Below are 15,444 nucleotides of genomic sequence, written 5' to 3'. Positions count from 1 at the left end.
GGTGGTGCCGCTTCTTAGAAGACGGATTTTACTGCTTTCACGGTTGCATCAACAACCTTGTCGATTTCAGCTTCAGAAATGCACAGGGGAGGGGCGAACCCCAGGATGTCACCCTGCGGCATCGCCCGGCCGATGACGCCTTCCTTTAACAGGGCAGCTGCAACCTGTGGGCCGGTTTTGCTTGCCGGATCGAGATAGGTTCTGCTGGCCTTGTCCGATACAAATTCGATCGCGCAAAGCAGACCGTCGCCGCGGATGTCGCCAACGTTGGCGTGATCTCCGAGCGCATTCGTAAGTGCATTCTTGAAGTAGCTACCTGCGGATCCGGCATTCGCCACCAGACCGAGACTGTCGATAAGCTTGAGGTTCGCAACGCCGGCTGCGGCACCGATCGGGTGTGCGGAATAGGTCCACCCATGGCCGATCGGACCAAATTCGTCGGTACCGTCCTCCAGCACCTTCCAGACCTTGTCGGAAACGATGGAGCCGGACAGGGGAGCATATGCCGATGTCAGGCCTTTTGCGATGGTGATGAAATCCGGCTGAATACCGTAGTGGTCTGACCCGAACATCGTGCCGAGACGTCCAAAGCCTGAAACAACTTCATCTGCAATCAGCAGAATGTCGTGTTTCTTGAGCACGGCCTGAATGGCCTCCCAGTACCCGCTTGGGGGCGGTACGATCCCGCCCGTACCAAGGGCCGGCTCGCCAATGAAGGCTGCAATGGTGTCAGCGCCTTCGCGTTCGATCAGGGCTTCCAGGTCAGCAACGCAATAGGCAACAAATTCTGCTTCGGACTGGGAAAGGTCTTCCCTGCGGAAATAGTCGGGCGCGACCGTGTGCAGAACCTGTGAAAGCGGCAGATCGAACTTCTTGTGAAACAACTCGAGGCCTGTGAGAGAACCGGTCATCAGGCCCGAGCCGTGATAGCCGCGCCAGCGCGAGATGATCTTTTTCTTCTCCGGGCGGCCGAGAATGTTGTTGTAGTACCAGACAAGCTTGATGTTGGTTTCATTCGCATCAGATCCGCCCAGTCCGAAATAGACCTTGGACATGTGGTCGGGCGCTCGCTCCATCACCATTTGTGCAAGCGTGATGGAGGCTTCGGTGCCGTGGCCGACGTATGCGTGGTAATAGGCCAATTCACGAGCCTGCTCCGCAATGGCGTCAGCAATTTCGGAACGGCCATAGCCGACGTTGACGCAATAAAGTCCGGCGAATGCGTCCAATAGCTTGGTGCCGTCACGGTCTTCGATATAGACGCCGCTGCCACCGGTGACGATCCGGTTAGGGCTCTCTCCGCGCGCATGTTGGGCAAGATGGGTCGAGGGATGGAAGAAGTTCTCTCTGTCCCAGGCATCCAGTTGGTCGTTCTTGAGCATATTCAAGTCCTTCTAGTGTTGGTTGGGCCAGGTCAGCTCCAGTCCCGGCAGACGTATTTGATTTCGGTGAAGGCCTCCAGTCCGTAGCGGGCACCTTCGCGGCCAAGGCCGGATTGTTTCACGCCTCCAAAGGGGATCGGATAGCCGGTCACTTTTGTGCGATTGACGGCAACCATGCCGTATTGAAGCGCGCGGCTTGCACGGTAGATGCGGCGCGGGTCCTGCGTGTGGAGATAGGCGATAAGGCCGTATTCGGTGTCGTTTGCCCGTGCGATGGCGTCCTCCTCCTTATCGAAGGCTGCCAGGGCTGCCACCGGACCAAATGTTTCTTCCCGGAAAATCGATGCATCAGCGGGAACGTCCGCCAGAACGGTCGGCTGAAAAAACAATGGCCCGGCCGTGTGACGGTGGCCACCGGTGAGGAGGCGCGCACCTCGAGCCAGTGCATCTCGAACGTGGTCCTCCTGCTTGGCAACCGCCCGCTCATGCATCAGCGGTCCGATGTCAGGGTCTTCAAGCCCTGGTCCGACAGACAAGGCTTCAACACGGCTGGTGAAGGTTTCGCAAAACGCCTGGTAGACCGGTCTTTCAACCAGAATGCGATTTGCCGCGAGGCAATCCTGACCGGATGTTGCGAATTTTGCGGCGATTGCCTGATCGACGGCATGGTCAAGATCAGCATCTGCAAACACGAGGAAGGGGGCGTGACCGCCGAGTTCAAGCACAAGTCGTTTTACAGTCTGAGCACCCTGCGAATAAAGAAGCCGTCCGATACCCGTCGATCCGGTGAAGGAAACCGCCCTGACGCGCGGGTCTGACATCCACGGCTTCACGATGTCTTCCGCGTTCCCGGGAAGCACGTTGAAAACACCTGCCGGAAGCCCTGCCTGGTCAGCAAGTTCAGCTAGTGCCAGTGCGGAATACGGCGTTTCCTGTGAAGGGTGCACGACAACGGTACAGCCGGCAGCGAGTGCGGCAGCTGCTTTTCGTGTGATCATCGCGCACGGAAAGTTCCACGGAGTGATCAATGCGGCAACGCCAACAGGTTCCCGCCAGACTTCCATCTCTGCGTCAGGCAAGTGGGAAGTGATGCTCTCGATATTCGGTCGTTTGGCCTCTTCGGCGTAAAACGATACGAAGGAGGCTGCATAATCGATCTCGCCGCGGGATTCCGAAAGTGGTTTTCCCTGCTCACGCGTCATCAGACGTGCCAGATCTTCCCTGTTTTCCAAGATCAAGTCGTGCCAGGCCAACAGAAAGGATGCTCTTTCCTGAGGCAGCAAGGTGGACCAACTCGAAAAGGCGTCATTGGCGGCATCGATAGCTTCGGCGGATTGTGCGCTGGAAAGAGATGTCACTTCTCCGAGAAGACTTCCATCCGCCGGATCGGTTACTTGAAACACGGCACCATCACGTGCCGCTGCCCAACGTCCATCGACATAGGCGAAGTGCTTTACCAGGTGACGGTTGTCGATCAGGTGAAAAAGCGAGCTTTCAAGGGATGTCTCGGCAAGGATTCGGGACTGCATGGCGTTGCTCTCCAAAGTGGTGAGCAGAGCCTAGAATGGCACCCGGGAACGAAACGCCTTTTCTTGACAAGCTTGGCAGCTGTTTCGTTCTTATTCGGAGTTGTCAGCAGTTGTATCTGTTCCAAGCATCCCGGCCAGCAACATATCCAGTGCTGGAGCAGCGCTCTGTTTCACCGGTTTTGTCACCACGTAAGTGAAGTAGCGAACGACGCCAAGGCCGCGGTCCAGCAGGGCATCCATGAACCGCTGATAGCTGTCGATGTCACGCGTGACGGTCTGCATCAGATAATCGAGCCCGCCACCGATCGCCCAGCAGGCAACGACTTCATCGCAATTGCGGATTGCCCGCTCAAAGGCCTGAAAATATTCGGCGCGGTGATGTTCCAGTTCGAGCGTCACGAAAACGGTGACATGAGGCGCGAGATTCTTGAGCGAGAAACGCGCGCCATATCCTTCGATGATACCAGCAGCCTCAAGCCTCTCAAGACGCTTCCAGCATGGGCTCGGGCTAAGATTTATACGCTTTGCGAGATCCGCTTTGGAAATGCGTCCTTCCTTGGCAAGTACCTTCAGGATTTCCAGATCTCGGTTGTCCAGTTTCAGCATCAATGTCTCTTGCCGGTTCAGGAAACGAGCATCGTGCCCGCATTTGCCTTCTTGACCTTGCCAAGAGACAGCGTGGCAATGGCCGTATCCTGAACGCCGGTGCCGGTCAAATCGCAGACGGTGATATCGGCATCACCAGTCCTGCCTTGCGCCTTGCCTGAAACAATCTCACCGAGTTCACGTACACGGCTCACATCCTGCAAGGTGCGGTTCTCAAGGGCGGAACGCAGCTCTCCGAGTTTTTCGCATTGGCTTATCCGATCGCAGACCAGGACATCGGCCTTAGCCAGGATCTCCGGGGCAAGTTCATTCTTGTCCTCCTGATCAGATCCCATTGCAGTGATATGCAAGCCGGGATGCAGACAATCTGCGCCCAGGATAGCCTCCTTCGCAGGGGTCGTGGTGACGACAAGTTGGCTGTCGGCAACCAGTTGCTGCCGATCCTCGGTTGCGACCACGTCTATCCCGAGCGCTGCAGACATATCCTTGGCCAGGGCTCTGGCCTTGTCACGGTCTCGTCCCCAGACCAGCGCCCTTTCCGCGGGCCGCACCTTTGCTGCCGCAATCAGCTGCAGCCTGGCCTGAACGCCGGTTCCCAGAATGCCGATCGTTGAAACGACTGCAGGTGCAAGGTGGCGTGCCGCAACCGCTCCGGCTGCAGCCGTGCGGATGTCGGTCAGATAACCATTGTCCAGATAGACAGCCTGAACCAGACCGGTTTGCGCCGAAAAAAGCACCATCAACCCGTTGAGACTTGAAAGCCCGAGAGCAGGGTTATTGAAAAAGCCGGGAGATACCTTGATCGCGAAACCGTCGAGACCTGGCACGTAGGCGGTTTTCACATCAACTTCCGCATTCACCTCCGGCAGGGCCATGGACAGCACGGGAGGCATCACGACTGTTCCGGTTGCCAGCTTTGCAAATGCTTTTTCAATGCAGTCGATGACTTCAAGATCAAGATGAACAGCCCGGCGCAGATCGGCCTCGTTCACCAGCCTGATTTCATGCGCCATAGCGTTTTCCCTCCAACAGATAGTCCCCAAGCATAACGTCCTGACCGGTCACGACTTTTGTGAATTGAACCATGTCGACATTTCGACCCGTAATGATTGTTGCGACCGGGCCTTTTGGCTCGGTCAGCTTTCCGGCCAGGACTGCTGCAATGCCAACCACGCAAGCGCCTTCCGCGACATGACTATCCTCGTAATAAAGAGCCTGCATGGCCCGGTAGATTTCGCCTTCAGTTACCAGAATGATTTCGTCCAGAAGATCCCGGCACATTGCGAACGAAAGCCGGTTATCGAGGCCTATGCCGCCTCCAAGCGAATCCGCGAGGCTTGCCACCTCTGGCACTTCCACTGGCCGGCCGGCGTCTATCGATGTCTTCATCGCCGCGCCTCTGTCCATGGTCAGTCCGACAACCCGGACCTGTGGATTGATGGATTTAGCCGCAAGCGCGACACCCGCGGCAAGCCCGCCTCCCGACAGGGGAACCAAAAGGGTGTCGAGGTTTGGAACATCTTCCAGAATCTCAAGCCCGATGGTGCCTTGGCCTGCAATCACGTATGGATCGTCGAACGGTGAGATTTCAAAGACGCCAGTTGCCTGAGCCAGCTTACGGCACTCGGCAAGGGCATCGTCCTGGCTGTTGCCGACGATCCGAGTTTCAGCCCCAAGGGCTCTGATGCCATCCAGCTTGGTCTGCGGAACCAGGGATGACATGCAGATCACGGCCTTCAATCCAAGTTCCCGTGCCGCATAGGCAACACCGCGGCCATGATTTCCGGTCGAACAGCATGTGAGCGTCGTGGTGCCTTCGGGCGCATTGCGGGCCGCATTCGTTGCACCGCGCAACTTGAAGGCGCCTGTTGGCTGCATCGTCTCCATCTTCAGGAAAAATGGCTGTCCGGTTTGTTCTGTCATGAATCGCGAGGGCAGGAGGGGTGTCCTGACCACTCGCCCGGCGATGGCTCTTCGCGCTTCGAAAATATCCGTAAGCGTCAGTTGCATGGACTGTTTCCGGTATCGCTCGTGGTCATCATGAAGATCCTGCAAGGGGGAACATTCTCATTTGTGTACAAATGACCCAAAAAGTGCAAGCGATGATATTCGGATGTGTTTATTTTCTTGATTTCTGAAATGGCTGAGTTCTTATTTGTGTACAAATAAACGACGAGGCCCAATCATGCCAGGTCACGACCTTCCTTTCAGCAGTGCCGAGTATCAACGCCGTCTCGATCTTGTCCGTACCGACATGTCCAAACGGGGAATAGATGTCCTGTTTCTCGAGGACCCTTCCAATATGGCCTGGACCACAGGCTATGACGGATGGTCTTTCTATGTGCATCAGGGGGTCGTTGTCTTTCTGGACGAAGAACCGATCTGGTGGGGACGCAGGCAGGATGCCAATGGTGCCCGTCGAACTGTCTGGATGGACGACGCACGCGTCGCTTCCTACGCCGATCATTTCATTCAGTCGTCTGAACGACACCCCATGCAGGACCTTGCCAGGCTGCTGGAATTGAGGGGATACGCAAACAAGAGGATTGGCGTTGAACTTGAGAACTACTACTTCTCGGCTAAGGCGTTCCTGACGCTGCAGGGTGAGTTGCCGAACGCTGAATTCATCGACGCCACAAGCATGGTCAACTGGTTGAGGGCGGTCAAATCCGACGAAGAACTCGTGTTCATGCGCAAGGCAGCCAGGATTTCCGAGAAAATCATGGACGGCGTCTTGGAGCGTGTTGTGCCGGGTATGCGCAAGGCCGACCTTGTTGCAGAGATCTACGCCGACGCCATCCGAGGATTAGACGACGCCTGGGGGGACTATCCAGCTATCGTGCCGCTGCTTCCCAGTGGCGCGGATGCGTCCGCTCCGCACCTGACGTGGGACGGACGTTTCATGCAGGAAGGGGAGGCGACATTTTTCGAACTCTCCGGCTGTTTCCGGCGCTATCATGCCCCGTTGTGCCGCACCGTTTTTCTTGGCAAGCCGGAACAGTACCTGCTTGATGCCGAGAAGGCGTTGGTCGAGGGGCTCGAAGCCGGCCTGGACACCGCAAGGGCCGGCAATACCGCGGGTGACATCGCACGTGCCTTGGCGAAGCCTCTTGAGGCCGCGGGGATCGAACGCGGCGCGCGGGCAGGGTACCCGATCGGCATTTCCTATCCACCTGATTGGGGCGAACGCACGATTTCCATTCGCGAAGAAGACAACACCGTTCTGAAGCCCGGCATGACCTTTCACTTCATGCCGGGGCTTTGGATGGATGGGTGGGGACTGGAAATCACAGAGAGCATCCTCATCAAGGAAAACGGACCTGCAGAATGCCTGTGCAACAGGCCGCGCAGATTGTTCGTGAAGTCCTGAGGTGAATATGCGCTCGGACTTGTTGACCCGAACGATTTCCATACTGGATCGCCTGATCGGTTTTCCGACGGTTTCGGCAGACAGCAATCTTGAATTGATCAGCTTTGCCGCGACCCTGCTTCGTGAAGCTGGTGCGCACGTGACGGTTTCCAAGGATGCGACCGGCAAGAAAGCCAACCTGTTCGCAACAATTGGCCCAAATGTCTCCGGCGGAATTGTCTTGTCAGGGCACACGGACGTCGTCCCGGCAGATCCCGTGGAATGGACCTGCAACCCGTATCAGATGCGCGAAGAAGGCGGCTTGCTCTACGGGCGAGGCAGTTGCGACATGAAAGGCTATATCGCTGCGGTCCTCGCGAAATCGCAGGACTATGCGCTACTCGACCTGAAACGGCCGCTGCATGTCGCCTTGACCTATGATGAGGAAGTCGGCTGCTTTGGCGCAAGGCATCTGGTTGAGGAACTGAAGCGCAGTGATATTCGTCCCTCCGTAGCGATTATCGGTGAGCCGACGGAAATGCGGGTCATTGAGGGGCACAAGGGGTGTTACGAATATACGACAGCGTTCCACGGCACCGATGGGCATGCCTCCGAACCGGACAAGGGTGTCAACGCTATCCACGTCGCCGCCGCTTTCATCACCAGGATGATGGAACTGGCAGAAACCATGAAGGACAAGTCAGGTCCGGACAGCGAGCGCTACTCACCGCCGTGGACGACACTTCAGGTTGGCCGGATAGACGGCGGCTCTGCACGCAATGTCATTGCTCGGCATTGCGCGGTGGAGTGGGAAATGCGCCCGGTTCGGATGCAGGACGCACTCGAGATAAAGTCTGCCCTGGAAGCCTATTGCCAGGACGTGCTGCTGCCTCAAATGACGTCCGTCTATCCCGACGCTGAGATTGTCACCGAAATTATAGGAGAAGTCGCCGGACTGGCCGTGATGCCGGAAAATGAAGCAAGGGACATTGTTACATCGCTCACTGGCGCGAACCTGTGTGATGTCGTTTCATTTGGCACCGAGGCCGGGTTGTTTCAGGCCCTGGGGCTTTCTGTTGTGGTTTGTGGCCCGGGCTCCATCGCACAGGCGCACAAGCCTGATGAATATCTGGCCGTTGACCAGCTCGATAAATGTCTCGACATGCTCACGGGACTGGAAAGGACCTTGTTACAGGCCTCATGACCGATCAGGACATAACAGCGACGGCCGACGTTGCAGACTTGTTGAACCAGGCCGCAAGCGCTCAGGAACGGTTTCAGATCATGTATTCCGTTCTGAGAGACCGGATCTGCATGCTTGTCTATCCGCCTGGAACGCAACTGAGTGAAGAGGCGTTGGCATCCGAATTCGGTGTCAGTCGCTCGCCATTGCGCAAGGCGCTGCAGATACTCGAAGCAGACGGGTTGTTATTGTCGCAGCAAGGCGTAGGCACACTGGTGACTGAAGTGGATCTGGAAGAGCTGGCGCAGGTCTACGAACTCAGGCTTGAGCTGAATGAATTGACCGGCAGGTTGGGCCCGCGTTCTCTCGACTCGGAACTGGAAGCCACATTCAACAGTCTCAAAATTCGGGCGGAGCGATTGAGCTCAACGCCGGATCGTGCGGTTTTTGCCCGACTCAATATCGATTTCTTTCAGGCCTTTTTGCAGCTCACACTGAATATGCCGCTGCGCGAAGTTTCTGAAAAGCTGTTCTACAAGACCTGTCGCATCTGGCTGACTTTGATAGATGAGAAGGACCTGCCAACAGAGGTCGCCATCTTCTGCGGCGAAATCGCGGAAATTTCGAATGCTGTGCGACTTGGAGACTTCCAGGCCGCAGCCTTGATTAGGCGAGCACATCTCTCCATGGGGTTCAACCGACTGAAAACCGCAACACGACAAAGCACCGACCGGAAGGCTGGTTAGCCAAGGGCTTCTTGGAGTTTTGGGGGTTGCTTGAACGAATAAGACCGCCCCCGGAAGCGATTGTGGTGGGATACAATCAGTTGCTTCCGGGAGCGGCCCGGGCTTTCAAAGAAGATGAACGAACTTCTTTGAACGGGTAATCCTTTCAATAGCCTCAAACAAAAGTGGCGTTTTCACCTCAAATATGCTCGGTGTGCCTAGTTATTCCTAAAAAATTCAGTGTCTCTTTGCCATTTTCGTCAGTTTTCTGACTGTAGAAGTCGTGATCTTGCAATCGGATTCTACGTTTCGCTGAACGTATTTTCCTTTTTCGAGAGAATATTCGAGAAATACACTAAGTTCGTTTGCATGAGCGACAAGCACTCTGTGACCGGAAACCACTGTGTCAGTTACTTCCAGATCCTGACCCCAGGCCCAGCCACCATAAGAAGTGCCACCATTCGACCTGAGGACGATTTCGAAAAAATTGCCCCCGTCGCTTTCAGGCATTTTGAAAACGAGATCCAGATTGTCTTCGTCGTCTTTCGTCGGCTCTCCCGCACCAAGCCAGACAGAACTGATATTTGCAGAGATCAAATCGCCAAGAGGATAAAATGGGGAACCTTCGTACCAAAGAAATTCCGTAATAACGGACCCTATGTCATTAGCCCTCTCAAATGGTCGTACATTGTCTCCGTACCCTGCATAGGTCCTCCTGAAGGAGATCTTACCAGACATGAATGGTTTCCTTACTATCTGATAATACGTAGTTTTTGCTATTGGCCGCGAAGTGTGATCACTCTTCGTCCCTTCGGCAAAGCTACATTCCCAATAGCGCCGTCACACAGGCGTGACTCCGTCACGGCAGTGCTGTTCTTCTGTGGGGGGAACTGTGTTAGAAAAAATTACCAGGGGGCAACGTGATGAATAAAAGTAGTTCAGCCACTAATATTCGACTACTTGGCGTTCCGTCAGTGTATTACTCGCGGAATACCCCGTTTCCTGCCAAGGGATACGCGTTGCTTGCAGTATTGTTGCTTGTTCCTGGCAACGAGCTTGCGCGTCAAAAGGCGGCTGCCCTGCTTTGGGAGGATGTCGCCCAAACCAGGGCCATGGCAAACCTCAGGCAATTGCTTGTGAGGGTTCAAAGCAAGCAGCCCGAAGCCGGACCGCTCATTGAAACAACCCAGACCAGAATCAGTCTTGGTCCCGGGGCGCAAAGTTCCGACCTGGCCGCTTTTCTCCAGTCCTGCAAGGCAACCGATCTTGAAGGCATGATGGCCGGGATAGAGCAGTTCACCGGCGAACTGCTCGATGGCATGGAGTTCGAAGGTGAACAGCTGAACCTTTGGCTGCTGACCGAGCGCGCGAGCCTGAGGGAGAAACTGTTTAACAGAGCAGCAGCAGCCCTTGAGGAAACGACACGCTTTGGAGCGGATCGTGGCGGCAACATCGGCAAGATCGCTGATCGGCTTCTGGCTTTCGAACCTGACAGCCCCGAATGCTATCGTATCATTTCAAAAGCTTATGGCAGGTGTGGCGATCAGGATGGTGTCGATCGTATCGACCGGTTGATGAATTCGGTTCTCAATCCTGCCTTGCCTCGTGTGCCTGGTAATACAAGCAGCAAGCCTTCAGGAACAGTCTGGGTCGCACCGACGGGGGTCAAACCGGTTGAGGAGCGTCCGGCACCTCCCAAACCACCGGTTCCGCGCGTTGCCTTTTCGTCGCCCCGCCACATCGATCAACATCCGGATGCGCAGCTTGCCGAGGCATTCGTCGAGGATGTCGCGAACAGTTTTTCCAGGTTCAAGACATTTGTCGTGGTCTCGCCGTTCAGTACGATGCGTGACTTTCGCGGCGGCAATGTAAGCAACTGGGAAAAAATTCGGTCCAACTACTCCGTGCAGAGTTTTCTGCTCCCGGGCAGCCAAAAGATTTCCTTTACCGTTATCGATGACGGCACAGGGGAGATCATCTGGTCTGCGGAGTATTCGATGGAGCCGGAGGACCTTCACTATACCTTCCGGCTTCTTGCAAAAACCGTGGCAGCCAATCTCGCCCAGCAGATCGAGCGACAGATGCTCGACTCCGGCCGATCGATAAATGCCCAGAGCTATCTGCACGTCTTGCGGGGGCAGAACCTCATCAAGACCTGTAATTTGAGCATGATTCGCCGGGCCAGAAAGGAATTCCGGCAAGGCCTCACGTACGACAAGGACCTGTCCATCGCCCGCGCTCGCATAGCGCAGACAATGCAACTGGAATGGTTGCTGCTCGGGGGGACGGATCCGCACCTCCTTCACCGCGCCAAGGCGGAAGCGGACGCAGCCATCGAGATCGATTCGACGGCCGGTATCGGCTACTGGATGGCTGCGGTCATCGCGCTTTATCAACGTGATTACGCGACCTCGGAAGCCAAGTTCCAGGAAGCCGAAACCTTGAGCCCCAACTCTTCGGATCTGCTCATACAGCACGCAGATGCGCTTGCGCATTTCGGCAAGCCCAAGGACGCCTGGAACCGTTTCAAGCACGCGATCGATCTCAATCCACTTGCACCGGACATCTACTGGTGGGCGGGTGCGAGCATCGCCTTCAAGCTGGCCGACTACGCAGAGGCCGTCCGACTGTGCAAGCAGATGGATGACGAGGAACCCGCGTTGCGCATCCTGACGGCAAGCCTCGCTCTAGACGGGCAAATTGAGAGCGCAAGACAATATGCACGGCGTCTCATGGATGTTTATCCGGGGATGACCGCGCAGGAAATCAGTCGCTTCATGCCAGACAAGAACCCAGAGAACAGCAAGATCTTTCTGGAAGGTCTGAAACTCGCCGGCTTCGATTAAGTAAAACCATTTACAGGAGAAAATTATGCCTAATTCGTCATTTTACGTGATCGGAAAACGTGGTCACGGTGTTGTTTTTTTGCGGATGGATCCGCTGCGCGTATCTCGTGTGTCGCACCAGACAATTCTGGCTTACGAAGCGCAAAACGCCGGTGTCGACGGCTATGCACGCATCGCCGCTGCTGCCCGGGTTCTGTTCGCCGAAAGTGACGGCAATCCGGAAACAAGCCTCAGCCAGGTCGAGTCGGAAGGTATCTACCAGGCTATCAAGCAGGGCAGCACGATCTCGGATGTCGATTTTGCATTCCTCACTGATGTCGATGACAGCGATTGGGACCTCAACAGAATGAGCTGGGCGCCGATCCAGGATCCGGTTTCCAAGACCGGCTCCGGTTCTGATTCCGGAAATCCCGACACGCTTCAGGATGCCGTGCTTTCGGACGATTGATCCGGAAGGCGCCTGACTGACAAAATCGCACCGCTACAGGAGGTATCCGCTGTGCAATCCGATCCTTTCTCTCCGCAATTCCTGCGCAGCTTCGGCATAACCAGATTGGGTGAGATCACCGGGCTGGACACGATCGGGATACCGGTCTGGTTCGCAACCAGGCCAAATTCCAGGTCTCTTTCCGTTTCCCAGGGAAAGGGTGTGACCAACGATCAGGCGAAGATTTCAGCGATCATGGAAGCCGTGGAATGTGCTGTCGCCGAACAACCGCGACAGCACGTCACGGAGTTCGCGACGATCGAAGACATGGCGCGACAGCAAAGGAGCGTCATTCCGTTCTTTGATCTAGCAAGGGTCAACCCGCATCAGCTCGATCCGACCCGCCAGCGCGCCTGGGTTCCTGGAACGTCCCTGATATCCGGCGAGCAACGCTTCGCGCCCTACGAATTGGTCGGGATGGACATGCGTAGCGACATGCCTTGGGACCGTCATGCCTTCCGTATGACATCCCAGGGGTTGGCGGCGCATTTCTCGATCGACAAGGCCATCGAACACGCCCTGCTCGAACTCGTGGAACATGACGCGTCCAGTGTGGTCGATACTTTCGGTTTGTTCGTCAACAATATCCGGGAGGTCACCGACTACGAGGGCGCGAACGCCGATCTAGACGCCATTCTGGAGAAGGTCTCAAAAGCCGGCCTTGATCTTCACATATATGCTCTTCCAGGACGCGTGAAACTTCCGGTCATTGCCGCTGTCATCTCTAGGCAGGTGAATGGGCCATCCGGTGTCATTTCGCGTGCTCCTGCCGGAATTGCCTGCCGGACGAACGTTGCCGAGGCGATACTCGCAGCCTTGCTTGAAGCGGTGCAGTCACGTCTGACGGACATCGCCGGTGCGCGCGACGACCTTGCGATGGATCGTTTTCAGCAGTCCAAGGATGGCGTAGCCAGGAACCAGCCACCACTTATTCCTCTTGCCAAACTTGAGGCTGAGTTCCGCCCTGCAAGACAGTCGTCCATGGGGTGGCAGGATGTCCTGAAGCTGATGCGGGCGGCCGGCATTGAAGATGCCTACATGTTCCCGCTCAAATCGCCGGTCCCGGACGTGCACGTGGTGAGGACGATCGTTACAGGCCTTGACGCACATTCCGGCAGCTTCTCCGAAATGTCCATGAACTCGATACTGCTGACGACAGAAGTGCTGAGCACTGCATGTTGAAACCCGTCGTTTTTGCAGGACCGAGCGTTCACGGCTTGGCCGGCGATCTTTTTGACGACCTGGACGTATTCCCACCTGCGGCACGCGGAGACATTCTGCGAGCCGTGGGGCAGGGGCGCCGCGTGATCGGATTGATTGATGGTTACTTCAACTCCACCCCTTCTGTCTGGCACAAGGAAATCCTGTTCGCCCTACAGGAGGGGTGCAGGGTGTACGGCGCGGCCAGCATGGGCGCATTACGGGCTGCAGAGTGTTTTCCATTCGGGATGGTTGGTGTCGGGGCAATTTTTGCAGACTATCAAGCGGGAAGGCGTCAATCGGATGCGGATGTTGCTGTTTCGCACGCTCCGGCAGAACTGGCCTATTGCCCGCTGACACTGGCGCTGGTGGATGCGGAGGCGACGCTGTCTGCAGCTTTGAAAGGCGGGTTCATAGCCGAAAGCGCACATGATGCATTGCTGAAAGCTGCAACCGGTCTGCATTTTTCCACGCGAACCTGGGTGCGCGTGCTGAGCGAAACAGGACTTTCCGAAGCTGAAAGCGCTCACTTTCTGAAGTGCCTGCCCGAGTTCGAGCAGAGCTTGAAACGGCAAGATGCTCAAAAGCTCCTGACCAATCTGAAAGAGAACATCGAGATTGAGACGCATGATGGTCAGGACAGTTGGAAAATACAGAACACCCTTTTTCTCAAGTCACTTGAAAAAGAAGTTCTCGGCAGGTGACAGCTAATGAAAATGGAGATTGTAAAAGCCAGGACCACATGGTCAATCGTGCCGGATTGTGGCGGTCTGATTGAAACGATAGCGATCTCACTACCTCAAAAGGTTTTTGATCCCGGCAATCCTCACGCCGAAAAGATACTCGCCGCGATCGGAAATTTGCTCAAGGCCATGCCTTCGAGCGTTTCAATCCTGGTATTTGCAGATTCATTTAACGAGGTGGCTGCAAGAAACTGGATCGAAACACAAACCGAGTGTCGCTATGACATTGTCGTGGCAGGCGCTAGGCCGCTTGAAAGTGCAGATATTTGGGCACAGGATTCCATACTGGTACAAATGCGAGGCAACGACCTGCGGATTGCCGCTCCAGCATGCGACTGGCCCAGGGGCAACTTGCCGGGGTTACTGGCCGAACACCTTTCTGTCTCCTGCCACGATCTGCCACTCTTTTTGCCGGGTGGAGACCAGATCGTTGGTGAGGGCTTTCGTCTCATCGGTCACACAAGCCGGTTGAGATCAGCCTCCAGCAAGTATCGCGGTGACAGCACTTTGCTTGCCGCAGATCGGCGTATCGGTGAACTCGATAACAGACCTGTCTGCTATTGGGGATACCGAAGACAAGACCTGTTCGAAAAGCCCGCCGTCGATGCTCAAGAAAGCGGGGTCGGCAAGAACACTGCAGATTCTAACCGTGAGGGAGACCTGGACTGGCAAACAGCGAATGATTTGCTCGTAGACCTTTCATTTTCTCATTTGCGGCCGGATCTGGTTACGACCATTGAGCGGTGCGAAAGCCATGTCGACAGATATGTTTCTCCAACAGGTTTGCGCCACAACGGCAAGCACTTGTTATTGCTGGCAGACCCGGTGGCCGTGGCCCCAGAAGCCATCAGCAAGGCGAAGCGGGAAAAGAGACTTCTCGATGCGTCGGAACATTGGTTGAGGGACCAGGGTTTCGAAATCATCCGCAATCCAGTTCCCTTTGGGGTCGACGTAAAGAACGCAGTCAGACCGCGGCTCTACAACAACGTTCTTCTGGAAAATGCGTTACGAGAGGGAAATGGCAAACCAATCATGTGGTTGCCATGCTTCGGCGAAGACAGCAGATTCACGGAATTCGATGCGGAGAACGCCAGGATCTGGAAGGATCTCGGCTTCGATCCCAAGCTGGTCTTCGGCTGGGAAAGCCTTGCCCATGCAAATGGCGCACTGCGCTGTGCCAGCAAGGTAATCAGACGGCAAGCGACTTGATCGAACGGAACTAGATGCAAACCGACACGGACACGTGTGTCTTCAGCATCAGGCTAGTTTTTTCAGAAGAAGAGGTTGGCTGGGGAACCTGGATTCGAACCAGGACTAACGGAGTCAGAGTCCGTGGGTCTACCGTTAACCTATTCCCCAACAATGCTCATAAGGCGAGCTGCCAATCGTCGGTA

At 55.7% G+C, this 15,444-nt stretch carries 14 protein-coding genes and 1 tRNA gene; 8 read left to right on the top strand and 7 right to left on the bottom strand.

Annotated features, from left to right (window positions below; all coding sequences use genetic code 11):
- Nucleotides 1–14 precede the first annotated feature (14 nt).
- The 5 genes from FIU93_RS20475 to eutB all read right to left on the bottom strand — a co-directional run bounded on the left by FIU93_RS20475 (nt 15) and on the right by eutB (nt 5,527).
- On the bottom strand, nt 15–1,382 hold the full coding sequence (locus FIU93_RS20475; RefSeq protein WP_022998688.1) for an aspartate aminotransferase family protein: 1,368 nt from the start codon (nt 1,380–1,382) through the stop codon (nt 15–17).
- A gap of 32 nt (nt 1,383–1,414) precedes the next feature.
- Nucleotides 1,415–2,911: an NAD-dependent succinate-semialdehyde dehydrogenase gene (locus FIU93_RS20470; protein WP_152506570.1), complete on the bottom strand. Its 1,497-nt coding sequence runs from the start codon at nt 2,909–2,911 to the stop codon at nt 1,415–1,417.
- A 90-nt stretch (nt 2,912–3,001) separates the two neighbouring features.
- A complete protein-coding gene (locus FIU93_RS20465) occupies nt 3,002–3,517 on the bottom strand; it encodes an Lrp/AsnC family transcriptional regulator (RefSeq protein WP_173017366.1) in 516 nt (171 codons plus the stop codon).
- Between the two features lie 17 nt (nt 3,518–3,534).
- Nucleotides 3,535–4,530 carry a cyclodeaminase gene (locus tag FIU93_RS20460; RefSeq protein WP_075282770.1) on the bottom strand — a complete coding sequence of 332 codons (996 nt, stop codon included), beginning with the start codon at nt 4,528–4,530 and terminating at the stop codon, nt 3,535–3,537.
- Nucleotides 4,520–5,527, bottom strand: coding sequence for a hydroxyectoine utilization dehydratase EutB (gene eutB, locus FIU93_RS20455; RefSeq protein WP_152506569.1), 1,008 nt, complete (start codon nt 5,525–5,527; stop codon nt 4,520–4,522). The genes FIU93_RS20460 and eutB overlap by 11 nt, the downstream gene beginning before the upstream one ends.
- Before the next feature lie 175 nt (nt 5,528–5,702).
- On the opposite strand from eutB, the gene doeA reads away from it, so the two are divergent.
- The 3 genes from doeA to FIU93_RS20440 all read left to right on the top strand — a co-directional run bounded on the left by doeA (nt 5,703) and on the right by FIU93_RS20440 (nt 8,795).
- On the top strand, nt 5,703–6,887 hold the full coding sequence (gene doeA / locus FIU93_RS20450) for an ectoine hydrolase DoeA (protein ID WP_152506568.1): 1,185 nt from the start codon (nt 5,703–5,705) through the stop codon (nt 6,885–6,887).
- Nucleotides 6,888–6,894: 7 nt separating this feature from the next.
- Complete coding sequence (gene argE, locus FIU93_RS20445) at nt 6,895–8,070, top strand: acetylornithine deacetylase (protein ID WP_152506567.1); 1,176 nt, start codon at nt 6,895–6,897, stop codon at nt 8,068–8,070.
- Between the two features lie 110 nt (nt 8,071–8,180).
- Nucleotides 8,181–8,795 carry a GntR family transcriptional regulator gene (locus tag FIU93_RS20440; RefSeq protein WP_208984162.1) on the top strand — a complete coding sequence of 205 codons (615 nt, stop codon included), beginning with the start codon at nt 8,181–8,183 and terminating at the stop codon, nt 8,793–8,795.
- Between the two features lie 216 nt (nt 8,796–9,011).
- Here the strand turns inward: FIU93_RS20440 and FIU93_RS20435 are convergent, their stop codons facing one another.
- The gene (locus FIU93_RS20435) at nt 9,012–9,512 is read right to left on the bottom strand and encodes a hypothetical protein (RefSeq protein ID WP_055654213.1); all 501 of its coding nucleotides are present in this window, start codon (nt 9,510–9,512) and stop codon (nt 9,012–9,014) included.
- A 281-nt stretch (nt 9,513–9,793) separates the two neighbouring features.
- On the opposite strand from FIU93_RS20435, the gene FIU93_RS20430 reads away from it, so the two are divergent.
- Genes FIU93_RS20430 through FIU93_RS20410 form a run of 5 tightly spaced genes read left to right on the top strand, consistent with a single transcriptional unit; the run spans nt 9,794 to nt 15,259 of the window.
- Complete coding sequence (locus FIU93_RS20430) at nt 9,794–11,620, top strand: SARP family transcriptional regulator (protein ID WP_152506566.1); 1,827 nt, start codon at nt 9,794–9,796, stop codon at nt 11,618–11,620.
- Between the two features lie 25 nt (nt 11,621–11,645).
- Nucleotides 11,646–12,068, top strand: a complete 423-nt coding sequence (locus FIU93_RS20425) for a hypothetical protein (protein WP_031268516.1) — start codon at nt 11,646–11,648, stop codon at nt 12,066–12,068.
- A 51-nt stretch (nt 12,069–12,119) separates the two neighbouring features.
- A complete protein-coding gene (locus FIU93_RS20420) occupies nt 12,120–13,289 on the top strand; it encodes a YcaO-like family protein (RefSeq protein ID WP_173017365.1) in 1,170 nt (389 codons plus the stop codon).
- Between the two features lie 35 nt (nt 13,290–13,324).
- Complete coding sequence (locus FIU93_RS20415; protein ID WP_353621957.1) at nt 13,325–14,011, top strand: TfuA-like protein; 687 nt, start codon at nt 13,325–13,327, stop codon at nt 14,009–14,011.
- A 6-nt stretch (nt 14,012–14,017) separates the two neighbouring features.
- Nucleotides 14,018–15,259, top strand: a complete 1,242-nt coding sequence (locus FIU93_RS20410; protein ID WP_022998675.1) for a hypothetical protein — start codon at nt 14,018–14,020, stop codon at nt 15,257–15,259.
- A 76-nt stretch (nt 15,260–15,335) separates the two neighbouring features.
- Here the strand turns inward: FIU93_RS20410 and FIU93_RS20405 are convergent.
- A tRNA-Gln gene (locus tag FIU93_RS20405) sits at nt 15,336–15,409 on the bottom strand.
- Nucleotides 15,410–15,444: the final 35 nt, after the last annotated feature.

The organism is Labrenzia sp. THAF35, assembly GCF_009363595.1.
In the GTDB taxonomy this organism is placed as follows: Bacteria; Pseudomonadota; Alphaproteobacteria; order Rhizobiales; family Stappiaceae; genus Roseibium; species Roseibium algicola.
The sequence above is the reverse complement of the archived record's forward strand: the minus strand, read 5'-3'. Positions and strand labels throughout refer to the sequence as shown.

Bases quoted from the DNA above. Each gene is read 5' to 3' on its own strand.
- FIU93_RS20475 (WP_022998688.1), bottom strand. From the start codon at position 1,382: ATGCTCAAGAACGACCAACTGGATGCCTGGGACAGAGAGAACTTCTTC.
- FIU93_RS20470 (WP_152506570.1), bottom strand. From the start codon at position 2,911: ATGCAGTCCCGAATCCTTGCCGAGACATCCCTTGAAAGCTCGCTTTTT.
- FIU93_RS20465 (WP_173017366.1), bottom strand. From the start codon at position 3,517: ATGCTGAAACTGGACAACCGAGATCTGGAAATCCTGAAGGTACTTGCC.
- FIU93_RS20460 (WP_075282770.1), bottom strand. From the start codon at position 4,530: ATGGCGCATGAAATCAGGCTGGTGAACGAGGCCGATCTGCGCCGGGCT.
- eutB (WP_152506569.1), bottom strand. From the start codon at position 5,527: ATGCAACTGACGCTTACGGATATTTTCGAAGCGCGAAGAGCCATCGCC.
- doeA (WP_152506568.1), top strand. From the start codon at position 5,703: ATGCCAGGTCACGACCTTCCTTTCAGCAGTGCCGAGTATCAACGCCGT.
- argE (WP_152506567.1), top strand. From the start codon at position 6,895: ATGCGCTCGGACTTGTTGACCCGAACGATTTCCATACTGGATCGCCTG.
- FIU93_RS20440 (WP_208984162.1), top strand. From the start codon at position 8,181: ATGCTTGTCTATCCGCCTGGAACGCAACTGAGTGAAGAGGCGTTGGCA.
- FIU93_RS20435 (WP_055654213.1), bottom strand. From the start codon at position 9,512: ATGTCTGGTAAGATCTCCTTCAGGAGGACCTATGCAGGGTACGGAGAC.
- FIU93_RS20425 (WP_031268516.1), top strand. From the start codon at position 11,646: ATGCCTAATTCGTCATTTTACGTGATCGGAAAACGTGGTCACGGTGTT.
- FIU93_RS20410 (WP_022998675.1), top strand. From the start codon at position 14,018: ATGAAAATGGAGATTGTAAAAGCCAGGACCACATGGTCAATCGTGCCG.